Source organism: Kineococcus gypseus, assembly GCF_050871305.1.
GTDB classification, from domain to species: domain Bacteria; phylum Actinomycetota; class Actinomycetes; order Actinomycetales; family Kineococcaceae; genus Kineococcus; species Kineococcus gypseus.
On the sequence record NZ_JBJLRD010000023.1, the window covers coordinates 21,131 to 35,744 of the forward strand.

A 14,614-nucleotide genomic window follows, 5' to 3' on the forward strand; every position below is an offset into this window, starting at 1 on the left:
GCCCCGCGGGGCCTCAGCGCACGGTGACGGCCTTGGTGTCGCCCGGGGGCGTGGTGCCGGCCTCGCCGCCGGACTCGTCCGGGCGCAGGACCTCCACGACGTGCTCGCCCGCGGGCAGCGGGATCGTCACGGAGAACTCCGCGAACGCCCCGTTGGCGCCGGCCTGCACCGGCCCGCGCGCCACCTCCGCGCCGGTGGCGTCGGTGACGACGTAGAGCAGGGTGCCCTCGAAGCCGGAGCCGACGCCCTCGACGACGACCTGCCCGGGCGTGGAGGTGTCCGTCGAGGTGATCCACGCCGGCGCCTGGACCTCCGCCTGCGGGGCGCGCGAGACCGTCTCGGGCACCGCGTGCCCGAACAGCACCGGCTCGGCGCGGCCGTCGACGCGGATCTCCACGGGCAGGTCCTCCGAGGCCGCGGCGGTGACGGTGTGGACGAGCTGCTGCACGGCGGCGGCCGCCTGCGGGGCCTCCAGGGAGCCCGGCGCGGCGCCGGCGGGCAGGTCCACGACGAGGCGGTCGCCGGCGCGGCTGACGCCGGAGGGCCCGGCCGCCGCCCACGCGGTGGCGTAGTCGGGGTCGGCCGGGTCCCCGCCGAGCACCGCGGCCAGGGCGCGGTCGGCGTCGTCGCCCTCGCCGGCGGCCTCGACGTACTCGCGGAAGAGCCACGTGCTGCCGCTCGCGCCGTCCAGCCAGTACACCGGCACGCTGCGCGCCCCGGAGGGCAGGGCGGGGCCGGTGGCGGGGGCCGGGGCGGTGGTCGACGGGGCCGGGGCGCCGGTGCCCGGCGCCGCCGGGGTCGACGTGGCGGCGGGCTCCTGCGGCGGCTCCGCGGGCACGGGCGCCTCGGTGGCCGGCTCCGGCGGCGGCGTGGTGGCCGGGTCCTCGGCGGTGGGCGCGGAGGTGCGCGAGGCGACGGTGCGCACCGAGGCGTCCTCGCCGCGGGTCAGGGCGAGGGCGGTGCCCCCGCCCACGACGACGACGGCGGCGGCCGCGGTCGCCGCGGCCCAGGCGCGGCTCGAGCGGCGGCGGGCGGTGGTGCTCATGCGGATCTCCTGGAGGCGGTCGGCGGGCTGGACGGCGTCGGCGCGCGCGGCGAGGGCGTCGCGCAGCGCGCGCGCCACGGGGTCGGTGCCCGGGTCGGGCAGGGGCCCGGCGTGCACCGGGTCGGCGTGCACCGGGTCGGCGTGCACCGGGTCGGCGTGCACCGGGTCGGCGTCCACCGGGTCGGCGTCCGCCGGGTCGTCGGGATCGTGGCTCACGGGGTCTCCTCCTGGCGGCCCAGGCCGGCGCGCAGCGCCGCCAGCCCGCGGTGGGCGTGCGTCTTGACGGCCCCGCGGCTGATGCCCAGGGCCTCGGCGATGTCCTGCTCGGACAGGTCGGCGGAGTAGCGCAGGACGAGGACCTCGCGCTGGCGCGCCGGCAGGGCGTCCAGCGCGGCCAGCACCGAGCGGTGCTCGGCCGAGCGCACCGCGCGCTCCTCGGGCCCCTCGGGGGCCGGGTCGGGCAGCGGGCGCCTGCGGTCGGCCACCGCGCGGTGCCGCAGCACGTCGCGCGCGCCGTTGACCACCGCCTGGCGTAGGTACGCCACGGCGGCGGCCCGGTCGTCCAGCCGCCGCCAGCGCCGGTGCAGGGCCACGAACGCCTCCTGCACCACCTCCTCGGCGGTGGACGTCTCGCCGGTGAACTCGGCGGCCAGCGCCACCAGGCGCCGCCAGTGCGCGGCGTACAGGACCGTCACCGCCGTGTCGGCGTCCCACGTGCGCGGGTCGTCGGGGTCGGTGCCGTCGGTGCCGTCGCGCCCGTGGCGCACGACGCGCAGCCGCGGGCCGACCTGGCGGTCAACCACGGCGCGCCGTGCCCTGAGCATCTCCACACCGGTACGACGAGCGACGAGCGGTCACGGTTGACATACAACCGGAGGGGATCGCCCGGACGGGGGAGGCGGGCGCCCGGGCGGGGGACCGGTCGCGCGGGTACCCTCCCGCGCATGAGCGCGCCCACCAGCGGCAGGCGCAACGGCAGCGCCCCGGCCGACCTGTTCCTGCGGATCGTCTCCGGCGAGCTGCCGGCGACGGTCGTGCACTCCGACGAGCTCGTCGTCGCCTTCGAGGACGCCGACCCGCAGGCCCCCGTGCACGTGCTCGTGGTGCCGCGCGAGCGGCACGAGACCGTCGCCGACCTCGCCGCCGCGGCGCCGGCGACGCTGGCCCGCCTGGTCGAGGTCGCCCAGCGCGTGGCCGACGAGCGCTGCGGCGGGCACTTCCGGCTCGTCTTCAACACCGGCGAGGACGTGGGGCAGTCGGTGCCCCACGTGCACGGGCACGTCCTCGGCGGCCGGGGCTTCGCCTGGCCGCCCGGCTGATCGACGGGTTGGATGGTGCGGCATGTGCGGCTTGTGCGGTGAGATCACCTTCGACGGACGTCCCGCCGACATCGGCGCGGTGCAGCGGATGTCGCAGCCGCTGGCGCCCCGGGGCCCGGACGGGGAGGGCTACTGGGCGCAGGGCCGGGTCGCCTTCGGGCACCGGCGGCTGTCCATCATCGACCTGTCGGTGTGCGGCTCGCAGCCCGTGGTGGACCCCGAGCTGGGTCTGCACGCGGTCTTCAACGGCTGCATCTACAACTACCGGGAGCTGCGCGAGGAGCTCATCGGGCACGGCTACCGCTTCACCTCCACCTCCGACACGGAGGTGATCGTCAAGGGGTACCACCGCTGGGGCACCGACGTGGTGGACCACCTCAAGGGCATGTTCGCCGTCGTGCTGCACGAGCGGGACTCCGGGCGCGTGGTGCTCATGCGCGACCGGCTGGGCGTCAAGCCCCTGTACCTGGCCGAGGCGCCCGGCCGGCTGCGCTTCGCCTCCTCGCTGCCGGCGCTGCTGGCCGCCGGCGACGTCGACACCACCATCGACCCCGTCGCGCTGCACCACTACCTCACCTGGCACGCCGTGGTCCCCGCCCCGCTGACGATCCTCAAGGGCGTGCGCAAGCTCCCGCCGGCCACCGTGCGCGTGGTCGAGGCCGACGGCCGCAGCCGCGAGCACCGCTACTGGGCCCCCCAGCACGTGCGCCGCGAGGAGTTCGCCGGGTTCTCCGAGCGCGACTGGGAGGACGCGGTCCTGGAGTCGCTGCGCGCCGCCGTGCGCCGGCGCACCGTCGCCGACGTGCCGGTGGGGGTGCTGCTCTCCGGCGGGCTGGACTCCAGCCTCATCACCGGCCTGCTCGCCGAGGAGGGGCAGAGCGACCTGGCCACCTACTCCATCGGCTTCGAGTCCGTCGGCGGGCGCGAGGGCGACGAGTTCGCCTACTCCGACGTCATCGCCGAGCGCTACGCCACGAACCACCACCGCATCCGCGTCACCGGCGACGAGCTCGTCGGCGCCCTCGGCCACGCCATCGGCGCCATGCACGAGCCGATGGTCAGCCACGACGTCGTCGCCTTCGACCTGCTCAGCCGGCAGGTCTCGCAGAGCATCAAGGTGGTGCAGTCCGGGCAGGGCGCCGACGAGGTCTTCGGCGGCTACCACTGGTACCCGCCGCTGGCCGGGCTGAGCCCGCAGCAGGGCGTCGCCGCGTACGCGCGGGCGTTCTTCGACCGCGACCACGCCGGCGTCGCGCAGGTGCTGCAGCCGCGGTGGACGCTCGAGCACGACCCGTCGCTGGAGTTCGTGCGCGAGCACTTCACCCGCCCCGGCGCCGAGACCGCCGTGGACGCCGCGCTGCGCCTGGACACCGAGGTCATGCTCGTCGACGACCCCGTCAAGCGCGTGGACAACACCACGATGGCCTGGGGCCTGGAGGCGCGCGTGCCGTTCCTCGACCACGAGCTGGTCGAGCTGGCCGCCGCGGTGCCGCCGGAGCTGCACCTGGCCGAGGGCGGCAAGGGCGTGCTCAAGCGCGTCGGCTACCGCGTCATCCCGCGCGAGGTGATCGACCGGCCCAAGGGGTACTTCCCCGTGCCGGCCATCACCCACCTGCAGGGCAAGGTCCTCGGCCTGGTCAAGGACGCCCTGACCAGCGAGGCCGCGCGCCGGCGCGGGCTCTTCCGCCCCGAGCAGGTCTCCGAGCTCGTGCGCGACCCCAACGCCGAGCTCACCCCGCTGCGGGGCAACAAGCTGTGGCAGCTGGGCCTGCTGGAGCTGTGGCTGCAGCAGCACGGGATCGACTGAGCGGGCGGGGGGAGCATGGGGTCCACGGGGTTCCGGCGCCGCGGGAGGGTGGCCGGGCTGCGCAACCGCAGCAGCGAGGTGCCGACCATCTCCAGCCGCACCTGGCAGCGCCCGCCCAGCCACTTCACGCGCGGCATGGCCAGCGACGTCGCGCTCGACATGGGCTGGGGCCGGCTGGTGTTCGGGCAGACGTTCGCCGACCAGCGCGACGTCGTCGACGCCCTGCGCGCGGAGGAGACCGGCGAGCGCGACATCGCCATGTACGTGCGCGAGCCGCAGGTGCTCGTCGGGCTGGCGCCCCACGAGCTGTTCCTGGACCCCTCCATCACGTTCCGGCTGGACCTGTCCGGCTACCGCCCGCCGCGCGACCGCAACCACGACGTCTTCGTGCGCATGGTGCGCGAGCGCTCCGAGCTGGAGGAGGTCAACCGCCTGTACGCCTCCAACGGCATGGTCACCTCCGACCCGGACGTCATGTGGGCCAACCACCGCACCCGCACGTTCACGTACCTGGTCGCCGAGGACACCCGCACCCGCCGCGTCGTGGGCACCGTCACCGGCGTCGACCACGTCCTGGCCTTCGGCGACCCCGACGAGGGCGCCAGCCTGTGGTGCCTGGCCGCCGACCCGCAGGAGGCGCCGCGCGGGACGGGCGAGGCGCTGCTGCGGGTGCTGGCCGAGCGCTACATCGCCCGCGGGCGCGCCATCCTGGACCTGTCGGTGCTGCACGACAACGACGGCGCCATCGGGCTGTACCGGCGGCTGGGGTTCCGCCCGGCCGCGCCCGTGGTGGTCAAGCGCAAGAACCCCATCAACCGGCGGCTGTTCTCCCCGGAGCCGGAGCACCTCGGCGAGCTGAACCCCTACGCGCGCATCGTCGCCGACGAGGCGCTGCGCCGCGGGGTGCGCGTGGAGGTCACCGACGCCCCCAGCGGGGAGATGCGCCTGACGTTCGGCGGGCGCTCGCTGCTCACGCGCGAGTCGCTCTCGGAGCTGACGAGCGCGGTGGCGATGAGCCGCTGCGACGACAAGCGCGTCACCCGCCGGCTGCTGGCCGCCACCGGCGTGCGCGTGCCGCGCGCGGTGGAGCTGGGCCCGGACCCCCTGGCCGACGAGCGCGGCCTCGCCGCCGCGGAGCGCCTCATCGCCGAGACCGGCCCGGTCGTGGTCAAGCCCGCCCGCGGCGAGCAGGGCAAGGGCATCACCGTGGGCGCCGCGGACGGCGGGGCGCTGCGGCGCGCGGTGGCCGAGGCCGCCGCGCACTGCCCCGACGTGCTGGTGGAGGAGCTCGTGGCCGGCGAGGACCTGCGCGTCCTCGTCATCGACCACGAGGTCGTCGCGGCCGCGGTGCGCCGCCCGGCCGCCGTCATCGGCACCGGCAGCGACGACGTGCGCACCCTCGTCGTGCGCCAGAGCCGGCGCCGCCAGGCCGCCACCGGCGGGGAGTCCAGCATCCCGCTGGACGCCACCACCGAGGCCGTCGTGCGCGAGGCCGGGTTCTCGATGGACGACGTGCTGCCGCGCGGGCGGCGGCTGGAGGTGCGCCGCACCGCGAACCTGCACACCGGCGGCACCATCGACGACGTCACCGACGACCTGCACCCCGACCTCGTCGACGCCGCGGTGGCCGCCAGCCGCGCCATCGGCATCCCGGTGACCGGCCTGGACCTGCTCGTGCCGGACGTCTCCGGGCCCGAGCACGTCGTCATCGAGGCCAACGAGCGCCCCGGCCTGGCCAACCACGAGCCGCGCCCCACCGCGCAGCGCTTCCTGGACCTGCTCTTCCCCGAGACCCGGCGCGCGGCCCGCTGAGCCGGGCGGGCGCCCGCCTCAGCGCCCGTGCCGCCGCAGGTGCTCCAGCACCAGCCGGGCCACGTCGCCGGGCGCCTCGCGGTGCGGGAAGTGCCCCACGCCGTCGAGCACGACGCGGCGGTGCTCGTCGAAGAACGGCTCCAGGCCCTCGGAGGTGACCGGCGGGTCGCAGGCGTCGGCGCCGCCGTGCAGCACCAGCACGGGCACGCCGACGCGCTCGGTGGCGGCCACCGCCGCCCGCACGTCGTCGTGGCGCGGATCGCGCGGCTCGCCGGGCAGGAACCTCGTGCGGTAGGCGTTCAGCGTCACGTCCGTCCACGCCGGGTTCTCGAACGCGCGCGCGGTGGCGGTGAACTCCGCCTCGTCCCACCAGCCCGGCGGGCTCCAGGTGGCCCACTGCTCGCGCGCGAAACCCACCGGGTCCGCGCGCACCGCCTCGACGCCGGCGTCGAGGAACATCAGCCACTGGTACCAGAACGGCCGGGCCAGCGCGAAGGACGGCACCGAGAACTCCCCGCGCGGCTGGTACGCCAGCGCCAGCGCGGCCGCGCAGCGCACCCGCCGCGGGGCGACGACGGCGAGCTGGTACGCCGCGCGCGCGCCCCAGTCGTGCCCGACGACGGAGAAGCGCTCCAGCCCCAGGCCGTCGGCCAGGTCCAGGGCGTCACGCACCAGCGCGGCGGCGGTGCCGTCGCGCAGGGTCGCCGGGGAGCGGAACACCGTGTCCCCGGTGCCGCGCAGGTCCGGCACGACGACGCGGAACCCGGCCCCCACCAGCGCCGGCACCACCGCGTCCCAGCCGCGGGCGGCGTCCGGCCAGCCGTGCAGCAGCAGCACCGCCGGGGCGCCGGCGGGGCCGGTGTCGCGGAACGCCAGGTCCAGCGCGGGCGTCCTCAGCACGGGCACGGCGCCCTCACCCCTCCTCGCCGCGCGCCCCGCCGCCCGGCCCGGTGCGGACGTTGCCGGTGCGGACCTCGCCGGCGCGGACCTCGCCGCGCACCTCGTCGGTGCGCAGGGTGAAGCCCCGCGCGCGCAGCCGCTCGGCCAGGACGGTGCCGATCCCGGTGGCCGGGGTGAGCACCCCCGCCGCGGCCGGCAGTCGCTCGCCGTCCAGGGCCAGCGCCAGGGCGCCCTCGCCGAGCATGACGGCGGTGGCGGCGTAGCCGGGGTCGCCCTGCGCGGCCACCGTCGTCAGGTAGCGGCGCCCGCCGTCGGTGCGCGCGTCCAGCACGACGCGGAAGCGCCCGGTGCGCCGGGTGCGCTCACCGGGCCCGCTGCCCGGCGCCGGCAGCACGCGGTCCACCAGCGGGCGCAGCGCCGGCAGCGCCAGCGCCCCGGCGACCGCGCCCAGGAACCCCGTCACCGCGACGGCGGCCACCGGCGCGGCCGGGCCGCTCAGGGCCACCACCTCCCGGTAGCGCAGGCGCGGGCCGTACGCGTGGCCCAGCAGGGCGTTGCTGCGGCGCACCACGCGGGTGTTGCACGGCGCCATGACGAACGGCGCGGTCCACACCCCGTCCGCCGCGCGGCGCGCGGGGCGGGTGACGTCCGGCTGCGGGCCCAGGTCCGGCTCGGCGGCGCGGTCGGGGCTGAGCGCGTACGGGTCCGCCAGCAGCGCCCGCGCGGCCGGGTCCGCGCGGGCGGTGTCCAGCTGCAGGCGCAGGGAGTCCACGGTGCCGCCGCTGAAACCCCCGCGCGCCGAGGGCACCTCCAGCACCGCGTCGGTCAGGGCCCCGGCGCCGTCGGCGACGGCGCGCTCGTGGGTCAGCAGCACCGCCAGGTCAGAGGGCACGGAGTCGAACCCGCACGAGTGCACGATCCGCGCCCCGCTCGCGCGGGCGACGTCGTGGAACGCGTCGGCGCTGCGGCGGGCGAAGAGCACCTCGCCGGTCAGGTCCGCGCAGTGGGTGCCGGCCTCGGCGCACGCGCGCACCAGCGGCAGCCCGTGGCGCAGGTAGGGGCCCACGGTGCTCACCAGCACGCGGGTGCGCCCGGCCAGCGCGCGCAGCGCCGCGTCGTCGGCCGCGTCGGCGGTCAGCACCGGCCAGCCGGCCGCGGCCGGCCCCAGGCCCGCGCGCACCGCCCCCACCCGCCGCTGATCGCGCCCGGCCAGCGCCACCCGGGTGCCGGGCGGGGCGTGCTCGGCCAGGTGCGCGGCCACCAGGCGGCCGACGAACCCGGAGGCGCCGAAGACGACGACGTCCAGGTCGCGATCGCCGGGGCGCTCGCGCCGGTCGGGGTCGCGCGGGTCGGCGTCGCGCTGCACCCGGCCCACCGTAACGTCGCCCACCCGCGGCGCCACCCGCAGCACGGGGAGGCGGGCCCGCGGGCCGCGGGCGAGGACGGGCGCGTGCCCGAGGGACACCTGCTGCACCGCCACGCGCGCGAGCAGCACGCCGCGCTGGCCGGGCGCACCGCCCACGCCTGCCCCGCCGAGCAGTCCTGAGCGGGCGCGCCCCGGCTGGGGCGCGGGCACCGCCAGGCGGCAGTATCGACGCCGTGAGCAGCACCGACCGCCCCCAGCACCGCAGCACCGCGGCGCCCGACGTGGCCGCCGGCACCGTCGACGCCCCCGTCGACGTGGAGTACCTGACCGCCACGCTCATGGAGCTGCTGCGCACCCCCAGCCCCTCGGGGCGCACCGACGCGGTGATGCAGCTCGTGGGCCAGCGCATCGAGGCGCTCGGGGTGCCCTTCGACCTGACCCGACGCGGCATCCTGCGCGCCACCCTGCGCGGGCGCACCGACGTGGTGCGCCGCGCCGTGGTCGTGCACGCCGACACCATCGGGCTGATGGTCAAGCGCGTGAAGGACAACGGCCGCCTGGAGGTCGTGCCCGTGGGCAGCCACAGCGCCCGCTTCTCCGAGGGCGCCCACGTGACGATCTTCACGGACGACTTCGACGCCGTGTACACCGGCACCGTCCTGCCGCTGAAGAGCTCCGGGCACACCTTCGGCGACGAGATCGACACCCAGGGCGTGGGCTGGGAGGTCGTCGAGGTGCGCATCGACGAGCCCGTGGGCACCGCCGCCGACGTGCGCGCCCTCGGCGTGGAGGTCGGCGACTTCGTCGCCCTGGACGCCGCCCCGCAGATCACCCGCGCCGGCTACGTGAAGTCGCGCCACCTGGACGACAAGGCCGGCCTGGCCGCGTGCCTGACCGCGCTGAAGGCGCTGCGCGACGCGGACCTGCCGCTGGCCGTCACCGCGCAGTTCCTCGTGACGATCGGCGAGGAGGTCGGCTTCGGCGCCACCCACGGCCTGGCCCCCGACCTCGCCGAGCTGGTGGCCGTGGACAACGCCGTCGTCGCCGAGGGGCAGACCTCGCGCGAGGACCTCGTCAGCGTCGGCATGCTCGACATGACCGGCCCGTTCGACTACCACCTCTCGCGCCGCCTGCACGCCCTGGCGCGCGCGCACGGCATCCCCGCGGTGCGCGACGTGTACCGGCACTACCGCTCCGACGCCGCCCCCGCCCTGGAGGCGGGCATGGAGGCGCGCGCGGCGCTGCTGGGCTTCGGCCTGGAGTCCAGCCACGGCCACGAGCGCACCCACCTGGACGGGCTCGTCGGGCTGACCCGGCTGCTGGTGGTCTACCTGCAGAGCGGGCTGACGTTCGACGAGTGGGACCGCGCCGAGCACGGCGACCTGGCGGACTTCCCCTCCGACAGCGTGCAGCCGGCCCAGCCGGAGCCGCTGGACCGCACCGTCGTGCCGGACCGCGGCTGAGGCGAGCGGCACCGCGGGGCGCCGCCGCAGGGAGGGAGGCCGCCGATGCGCGTCCTGCTCGTCGACAACCACGACTCGTACACGTACAACCTCTTCCAGCTGCTGGCGCAGGTGGGCGGCACCGAACCGGTGGTGCTGGCCAACGACGCGGTGGCGCCGCACGACCTGGACCTGGACGGCGTGGACGCCGTGGTGCTCTCCCCGGGCCCCGGCCACCCCGGCCGCGAGCGCGACTTCGGCCTGTGCGCGCACGTGCTGGCGCGCGCGCGGGTGCCCGTCCTGGGGGTGTGCCTGGGCCACCAGGGCATCGCGCTGGCCGCCGGCGCCGCCGTGGTGCTCGCGCCGCAGCCGCGGCACGGGCACGTCACCCGCGTCCACCACGACGGCACCGGCGTCTTCGAGGGCCTGCCCCAGGGCTTCGCCGCGGTGCGCTACCACTCCCTGGCGGTGCCCGAGCCGCTGCCGCCGCAGCTGGTGGTCACCGCCCGCGCCGAGGACGGCGTCGTCATGGGGGTGCGGCACACCGGGCGGCCGTTCCACGGGGTGCAGTTCCACCCCGAGTCGGTCGAGAGCGAGCACGGCGCGGCGATCGTGCGCTCCTTCCTGCGCACCGCGCGCGGCGCGGCGGCCGTGCGGGTCCCCGCCCCGCCCGCCGCCCCGCCGGCCGGTGCGGTGGCGGGCGGCGCGGTGGCGGGCGGTGCGGGCACGACCTACCGCCTGCTGACCCGCGTGCTGGAGCGGGCCGTGGACACCGAGGAGGCCTTCACGCGCCTGGACGCGGGCGGCGGGCACGCGTACTGGCTCGACAGCGCGCGCCCCGGCCCCGGCACCGGGCGCTTCTCCTTCCTGGGCGACGCCGAGGGCCCGGCCGCCGAGGTCGTCACCTACCGCGTCGGCGAGGGCGCCGTCGTCGTGCGCGACCGCGCCGGCGAGCGCCGCGTGCCGGGCACCGTCTTCGAGCACCTCGAGCGCGAGCTGGCCCGGCGGCGCGTCGAGCCCGCCGACCGCCCGCAGGACCTGCCCTTCGACTTCGCCGGCGGGTTCGTGGGCTACCTCGGCTACGAGCTGCGCGCCGACTGCGGCTCGCCGACGCCGCGGCGCGCGCCCTCGCCCGACGCCGCCTGGGTGTTCGCCGACCGCTTCGTGGCCGTGGACCACGAGCTGGGCCGCACCCACCTGGTGGCGCTGGCCCCGGCCGCCGGGGGGGCCGCGGCCCGCGCCGGCGCCGAGGGCTGGCTGGAGCGCACCGCCGCGGCGCTGGCGCCGGTGCCGGCCGCCGGCCGGGTCGAGCCCGCCGCGGCGCCCGCGCTGGGCGAGGAGGTCCTCGCGCCGCTGCTGGACCGCACGCGCGAGCAGTACGAGGCGCGCGTGGTCGCCGCCCAGGAGGCCCTGCGCGCCGGGGAGAGCTACGAGGTGTGCCTGACCGCCGAGGCCCGCGTGCCGGCCGCCGGCGACGGCCTGGAGGCGTACCGGCGGCTGCGGCGGGTCAACCCCGCCCCCTACGCCGCCTACCTGCGCCTGGCGGACGCCGGCGTGGAGGTCGCCTGCGCCTCCCCGGAGCGGTTCCTGACGATCGACCGCGACCGCTGGGCGGAGGCCCGGCCCGTCAAGGGCACCGCCCCGCGCGGGCGCACCCCGCGCGAGGACGAGGAGCTGCGCCGGGGGCTGCGCACCGGCGCCAAGACCCGCGCCGAGAACCTCATGATTGTCGACCTGCTGCGCAACGACCTCGGCCGGGTGTGCGAGGTCGGCACGGTGAGCGTGCCGGCGCTGATGGCGACCGAGACGCACGCCACCGTGCACCAGCTCGTCTCCACGGTCCGCGGGCACCTGCGCTCGGGCACCTCCGCGGTCGAGGCCGTGCGCGCCTGCTTCCCCGCCGGGTCGATGACCGGGGCGCCGAAGCTGCGCACGATGGAGGTCGTCGACCGCCTCGAGCAGCGCGCCCGCGGCGTCTACTCCGGGGCGATCGGCTACTTCTCGCTCACCGGCGCGGTGGACCTCAACGTCGTCATCCGCACGCTCGTGCGCTCCGGCGGGCAGTGGACGGCCGGCGCCGGCGGCGCCGTCGTGCTGGCCTCCGACCCCGGCGAGGAGTACGAGGAGGCGCTGCTGAAGGCCGGCGCCTCGCTGCGCGCGGTGCTCACCGGGCCCACCGGGTCCACCGGGTCCACCGGCTCCGCCGCCGCCGCCGCCGAGCCGGTGGCGGCGCAGCACCGGTGAGCGCGCCGGGGCCTCAGAAGCCCGCCCAGCGGCGCACCCGCGCGCTCAGCGCCGCGTCGCGGGCCGGCGCGGCGCCGTCCAGCGCGGTCAGCTCCACGACCCCGCGCACGCTGGAGGTCAGCCACGCCGCGTCCGCGCTCAGCAGGTCCGCCACGCCCGCGTCGACCTCGCGGGCGGGCACCCCCTCGGCGCCGGCCGCGGCGAACACCGCCCGCTGCACGGTGCCCGGCAGCACGCCCGTGCCCGCCGTGCGGGGGGTGCGCAGCTCCCCGCCGCAGGACCACACCAGCGAGGCGGTGGGCGCCTCCAGCAGCAGCCCGCGCACGTCCACCAGGACCGCGTCGTCGGCCCCGCGGCGCGCCGCCTCGCGCAGGGCCGCGGCGTTGAGCGCGTAGGAGAGGTGCTTGACCCCGCCCAGCAGCCAGGGCGCACGGGCGTGGGCGCGCGCGTCGGTGCCCGTCGTCAGCACCACCGCCCGCACCCCCTCGGCGCGCTGGCGCAGCAGCGCCGGCGGCACCGGCGCCAGGGTCGCCACGCCCGTGGGCCCGGCGCCGGGCGCGCCGCGGGTCACCGCCAGGCGCAGCACCGCCTCCGCGCCGGCGGGCACCCCGTCGCTCAGCAGCGCGGCCAGCGCGCGCCAGGCCGCGCGGTCCGGCACCGGCAGGTCCATCGCCGCGCACGAGGCCGCCAGGCGCTCCAGGTGGGCCTCCAGGTGCTGCACCAGCGGCCCGGCACCGGCGCGCCCGAGCACCCGCAGCGTCTCGAAGCAGCCGTCGCCGCGGGCCGCGCCGGCGTCGTCGGCGCGCAGCGCGGGCGCGTGCGCGGGCACCTCCCCGCGGCCCAGCACCGCCGCGCGTGCGCGCACCGCCGCCGCGCCCGCCGCGCCGCCCGCCGTGCCGCCCGCCGTGCCGCCCGTGCCCGTGGTGCCCACGGCGCGAGTGTGGCCCACGGCGCGAGCGCGGCCCACGGCGCGGGCGGGCGCCGTCGGGCCCGCTCGCTACGATTGGGACGACAGCGACCCCTCACTCCGGAGGCGAACGGCCCACCGGGCCGACCATGGCCAGCAACGACCCCACCACCCCCGCCCAGGGGCCCGCCGCGGGCGTGGCCGGCCTCGAGCCGGCGGCCACCGCCCGCCACGTCGTCGTCGTGCCCCCCGAGGTGCCGATGGTCTCCCTGCTGGGGCCGCGCGACGAGCTGCTGCGCATGCTCGAGCGCGCCTTCGACCGCGCCGACGTGCACGTGCGCGGCAACGAGATCACCGTGACCGGCTCCACCGGCGAGGTCGCCCTCGTCGAGCGCCTGGTCGACCAGATGCTCGCCGTGCTCGCCGCCGGCCAGCCGCTGTCGCCGGACGCGGTGGAGCGCTCGGTGGCCATGCTGCGCGCGCAGGCCGCCGGCACCGGCAGCGAGCGCCCCGCGGACGTGCTGACGCTGAACATCCTCTCCAGCCGCGGGCGCACCATCCGGCCCAAGACGGTCAACCAGAAGCACTACGTCGACGCCATCGACGCGCACACGGTCGTCTTCGGCATCGGCCCGGCCGGCACGGGCAAGACGTACCTGGCGATGGCCAAGGCCGTGCAGGCGCTGCAGGCCAAGCAGGTCAACCGCATCGTGCTGACCCGCCCGGCCGTCGAGGCCGGCGAGCGCCTCGGCTTCCTGCCGGGCACCCTGACGGACAAGATCGACCCGTACCTGCGCCCGCTGTACGACGCGCTGCACGACATGCTCGACCCCGACTCCATCCCGCGGCTGATGGCGGCGGGCACGATCGAGGTGGCGCCGCTGGCGTACATGCGCGGGCGCACCCTCAACGACGCCTTCATCATCCTCGACGAGGCGCAGAACACCTCGCCCGAGCAGATGAAGATGTTCCTGACCCGCCTGGGGTTCAACTCCAAGATCGTCGTCACGGGCGACGTGACGCAGGTGGACCTGCCCAGCGGCACCGAGTCGGGCCTGCGCGTGGTCCAGGACATCCTCGAGGGCATCGAGGACGTGCACTTCTCCCGCCTGACCAGCACCGACGTCGTGCGCCACCGGCTGGTCTCGGAGATCGTCGACGCCTACGGCCGCTGGGAGGAGGCCCGCCCGCCGGCGCGCGGCGGGCAGCGCGAGCAGCGGGTCCGGCGGTGAGGCGCGCGTGAGCATCGACGTCGTCGACGAGAGCAGCTTCGCCGAGGGCCGCGGCGTGGACACCGTGGAGGTGGCGGCGCTGGCCCGCCACGTGCTCGACGAGATGCACGTGCACCCGCTGGCGGAGCTGTCCGTGCTCATGGTCGACCCCGAGGCGATGTCCCGGCTGCACGAGCAGTGGATGGACGAGCCCGGCCCCACCGACGTCATGTCCTTCCCCATGGACCAGCTGCGCCCCGGGCGCGAGGGGCGCACCTCCGAGCCGGGCCTGCTCGGCGACGTCGTGGTGTGCCCGCAGGTGGCCGCCGCCCAGGCCGCGGCCTCCGGGCACGCCACCGCCGACGAGGTGCTGCTGCTGGTCACCCACGGCGTGCTGCACCTGCTCGGCTACGACCACGCCGAGCCGGAGGAGGAGCGCGAGATGTTCACGCTGCAGCGCCGCCTGGTGCTCGGCTTCCTGGCGCGCATCGGCCGCCCCGGCGACCCGACGCCCACCGTGGGGCACCGGGCGCTGCCCGGCGCCGGGTCGCAGGGCTGAGG

12 protein-coding genes are annotated in these 14,614 nt (G+C 77.5%); 7 read left to right on the forward strand and 5 right to left on the reverse strand.

Translation table 11 applies throughout. The features are described from left to right. Positions 1–13: 13 nt before the first annotated feature. A complete protein-coding gene (locus ACRYMN_RS10715) occupies positions 14–1,261 on the reverse strand; it encodes a Gmad2 immunoglobulin-like domain-containing protein (protein WP_432494805.1) in 1,248 nt (415 codons plus the stop codon). Beyond that, a complete protein-coding gene (locus tag ACRYMN_RS10720) occupies positions 1,258–1,848 on the reverse strand; it encodes an RNA polymerase sigma factor (RefSeq protein ID WP_432494807.1) in 591 nt (196 codons plus the stop codon). Before ACRYMN_RS10720 ends, ACRYMN_RS10715 begins: the two co-directional genes overlap by 4 nt. A gap of 141 nt (positions 1,849–1,989) precedes the next feature. Here ACRYMN_RS10720 and ACRYMN_RS10725 point away from each other — a divergent pair, with 141 nt between their 5' ends. Genes ACRYMN_RS10725 through ngg form a run of 3 tightly spaced genes read left to right on the forward strand, consistent with a single transcriptional unit; the run spans position 1,990 to position 5,983 of the window. Continuing rightward, a complete protein-coding gene (locus ACRYMN_RS10725; protein WP_432494809.1) occupies positions 1,990–2,364 on the forward strand; it encodes an HIT domain-containing protein in 375 nt (124 codons plus the stop codon). Positions 2,365–2,386: 22 nt separating this feature from the next. Further along, positions 2,387–4,171, forward strand: coding sequence for an N-acetylglutaminylglutamine amidotransferase (locus ACRYMN_RS10730; protein ID WP_432494811.1), 1,785 nt, complete (start codon positions 2,387–2,389; stop codon positions 4,169–4,171). A gap of 15 nt (positions 4,172–4,186) precedes the next feature. After that, positions 4,187–5,983 carry an N-acetylglutaminylglutamine synthetase gene (gene ngg, locus ACRYMN_RS10735; RefSeq protein ID WP_432494813.1) on the forward strand — a complete coding sequence of 599 codons (1,797 nt, stop codon included), beginning with the start codon at positions 4,187–4,189 and terminating at the stop codon, positions 5,981–5,983. 18 nt (positions 5,984–6,001) lie between these two features. On the opposite strand, the gene ACRYMN_RS10740 is transcribed toward ngg, so the two are convergent. Both ACRYMN_RS10740 and ACRYMN_RS10745 read right to left on the reverse strand, forming a co-directional pair. Next, on the reverse strand, positions 6,002–6,889 hold the full coding sequence (locus tag ACRYMN_RS10740; protein WP_432494815.1) for an alpha/beta fold hydrolase: 888 nt from the start codon (positions 6,887–6,889) through the stop codon (positions 6,002–6,004). 7 nt (positions 6,890–6,896) lie between these two features. After that, positions 6,897–8,249 (reverse strand): saccharopine dehydrogenase family protein, encoded by a 1,353-nt coding sequence (locus ACRYMN_RS10745; protein ID WP_432494817.1) that lies wholly within the window; start codon positions 8,247–8,249, stop codon positions 6,897–6,899. A 281-nt stretch (positions 8,250–8,530) separates the two neighbouring features. Here ACRYMN_RS10745 and ACRYMN_RS10750 point away from each other — a divergent pair, with 281 nt between their 5' ends. Further along, positions 8,531–9,712, forward strand: coding sequence for an osmoprotectant NAGGN system M42 family peptidase (locus tag ACRYMN_RS10750; protein WP_432494869.1), 1,182 nt, complete (start codon positions 8,531–8,533; stop codon positions 9,710–9,712). A gap of 45 nt (positions 9,713–9,757) precedes the next feature. Then, positions 9,758–11,935: an aminodeoxychorismate synthase component I gene (pabB, locus tag ACRYMN_RS10755; protein WP_432494819.1), complete on the forward strand. Its 2,178-nt coding sequence runs from the start codon at positions 9,758–9,760 to the stop codon at positions 11,933–11,935. Between the two features lie 13 nt (positions 11,936–11,948). On the opposite strand, the gene ACRYMN_RS10760 is transcribed toward pabB, so the two are convergent. Next, positions 11,949–12,866, reverse strand: coding sequence for an aminotransferase class IV (locus tag ACRYMN_RS10760; protein ID WP_432494821.1), 918 nt, complete (start codon positions 12,864–12,866; stop codon positions 11,949–11,951). Between the two features lie 125 nt (positions 12,867–12,991). On the opposite strand from ACRYMN_RS10760, the gene ACRYMN_RS10765 reads away from it, so the two are divergent. Together ACRYMN_RS10765 and ybeY are read left to right on the forward strand one after the other, a co-directional pair. Next, on the forward strand, positions 12,992–14,074 hold the full coding sequence (locus ACRYMN_RS10765; protein WP_432494823.1) for a PhoH family protein: 1,083 nt from the start codon (positions 12,992–12,994) through the stop codon (positions 14,072–14,074). A gap of 7 nt (positions 14,075–14,081) precedes the next feature. After that, complete coding sequence (ybeY, locus tag ACRYMN_RS10770) at positions 14,082–14,612, forward strand: rRNA maturation RNase YbeY (protein ID WP_432494825.1); 531 nt, start codon at positions 14,082–14,084, stop codon at positions 14,610–14,612. The last annotated feature ends 2 nt before the right edge of the window (positions 14,613–14,614 follow it).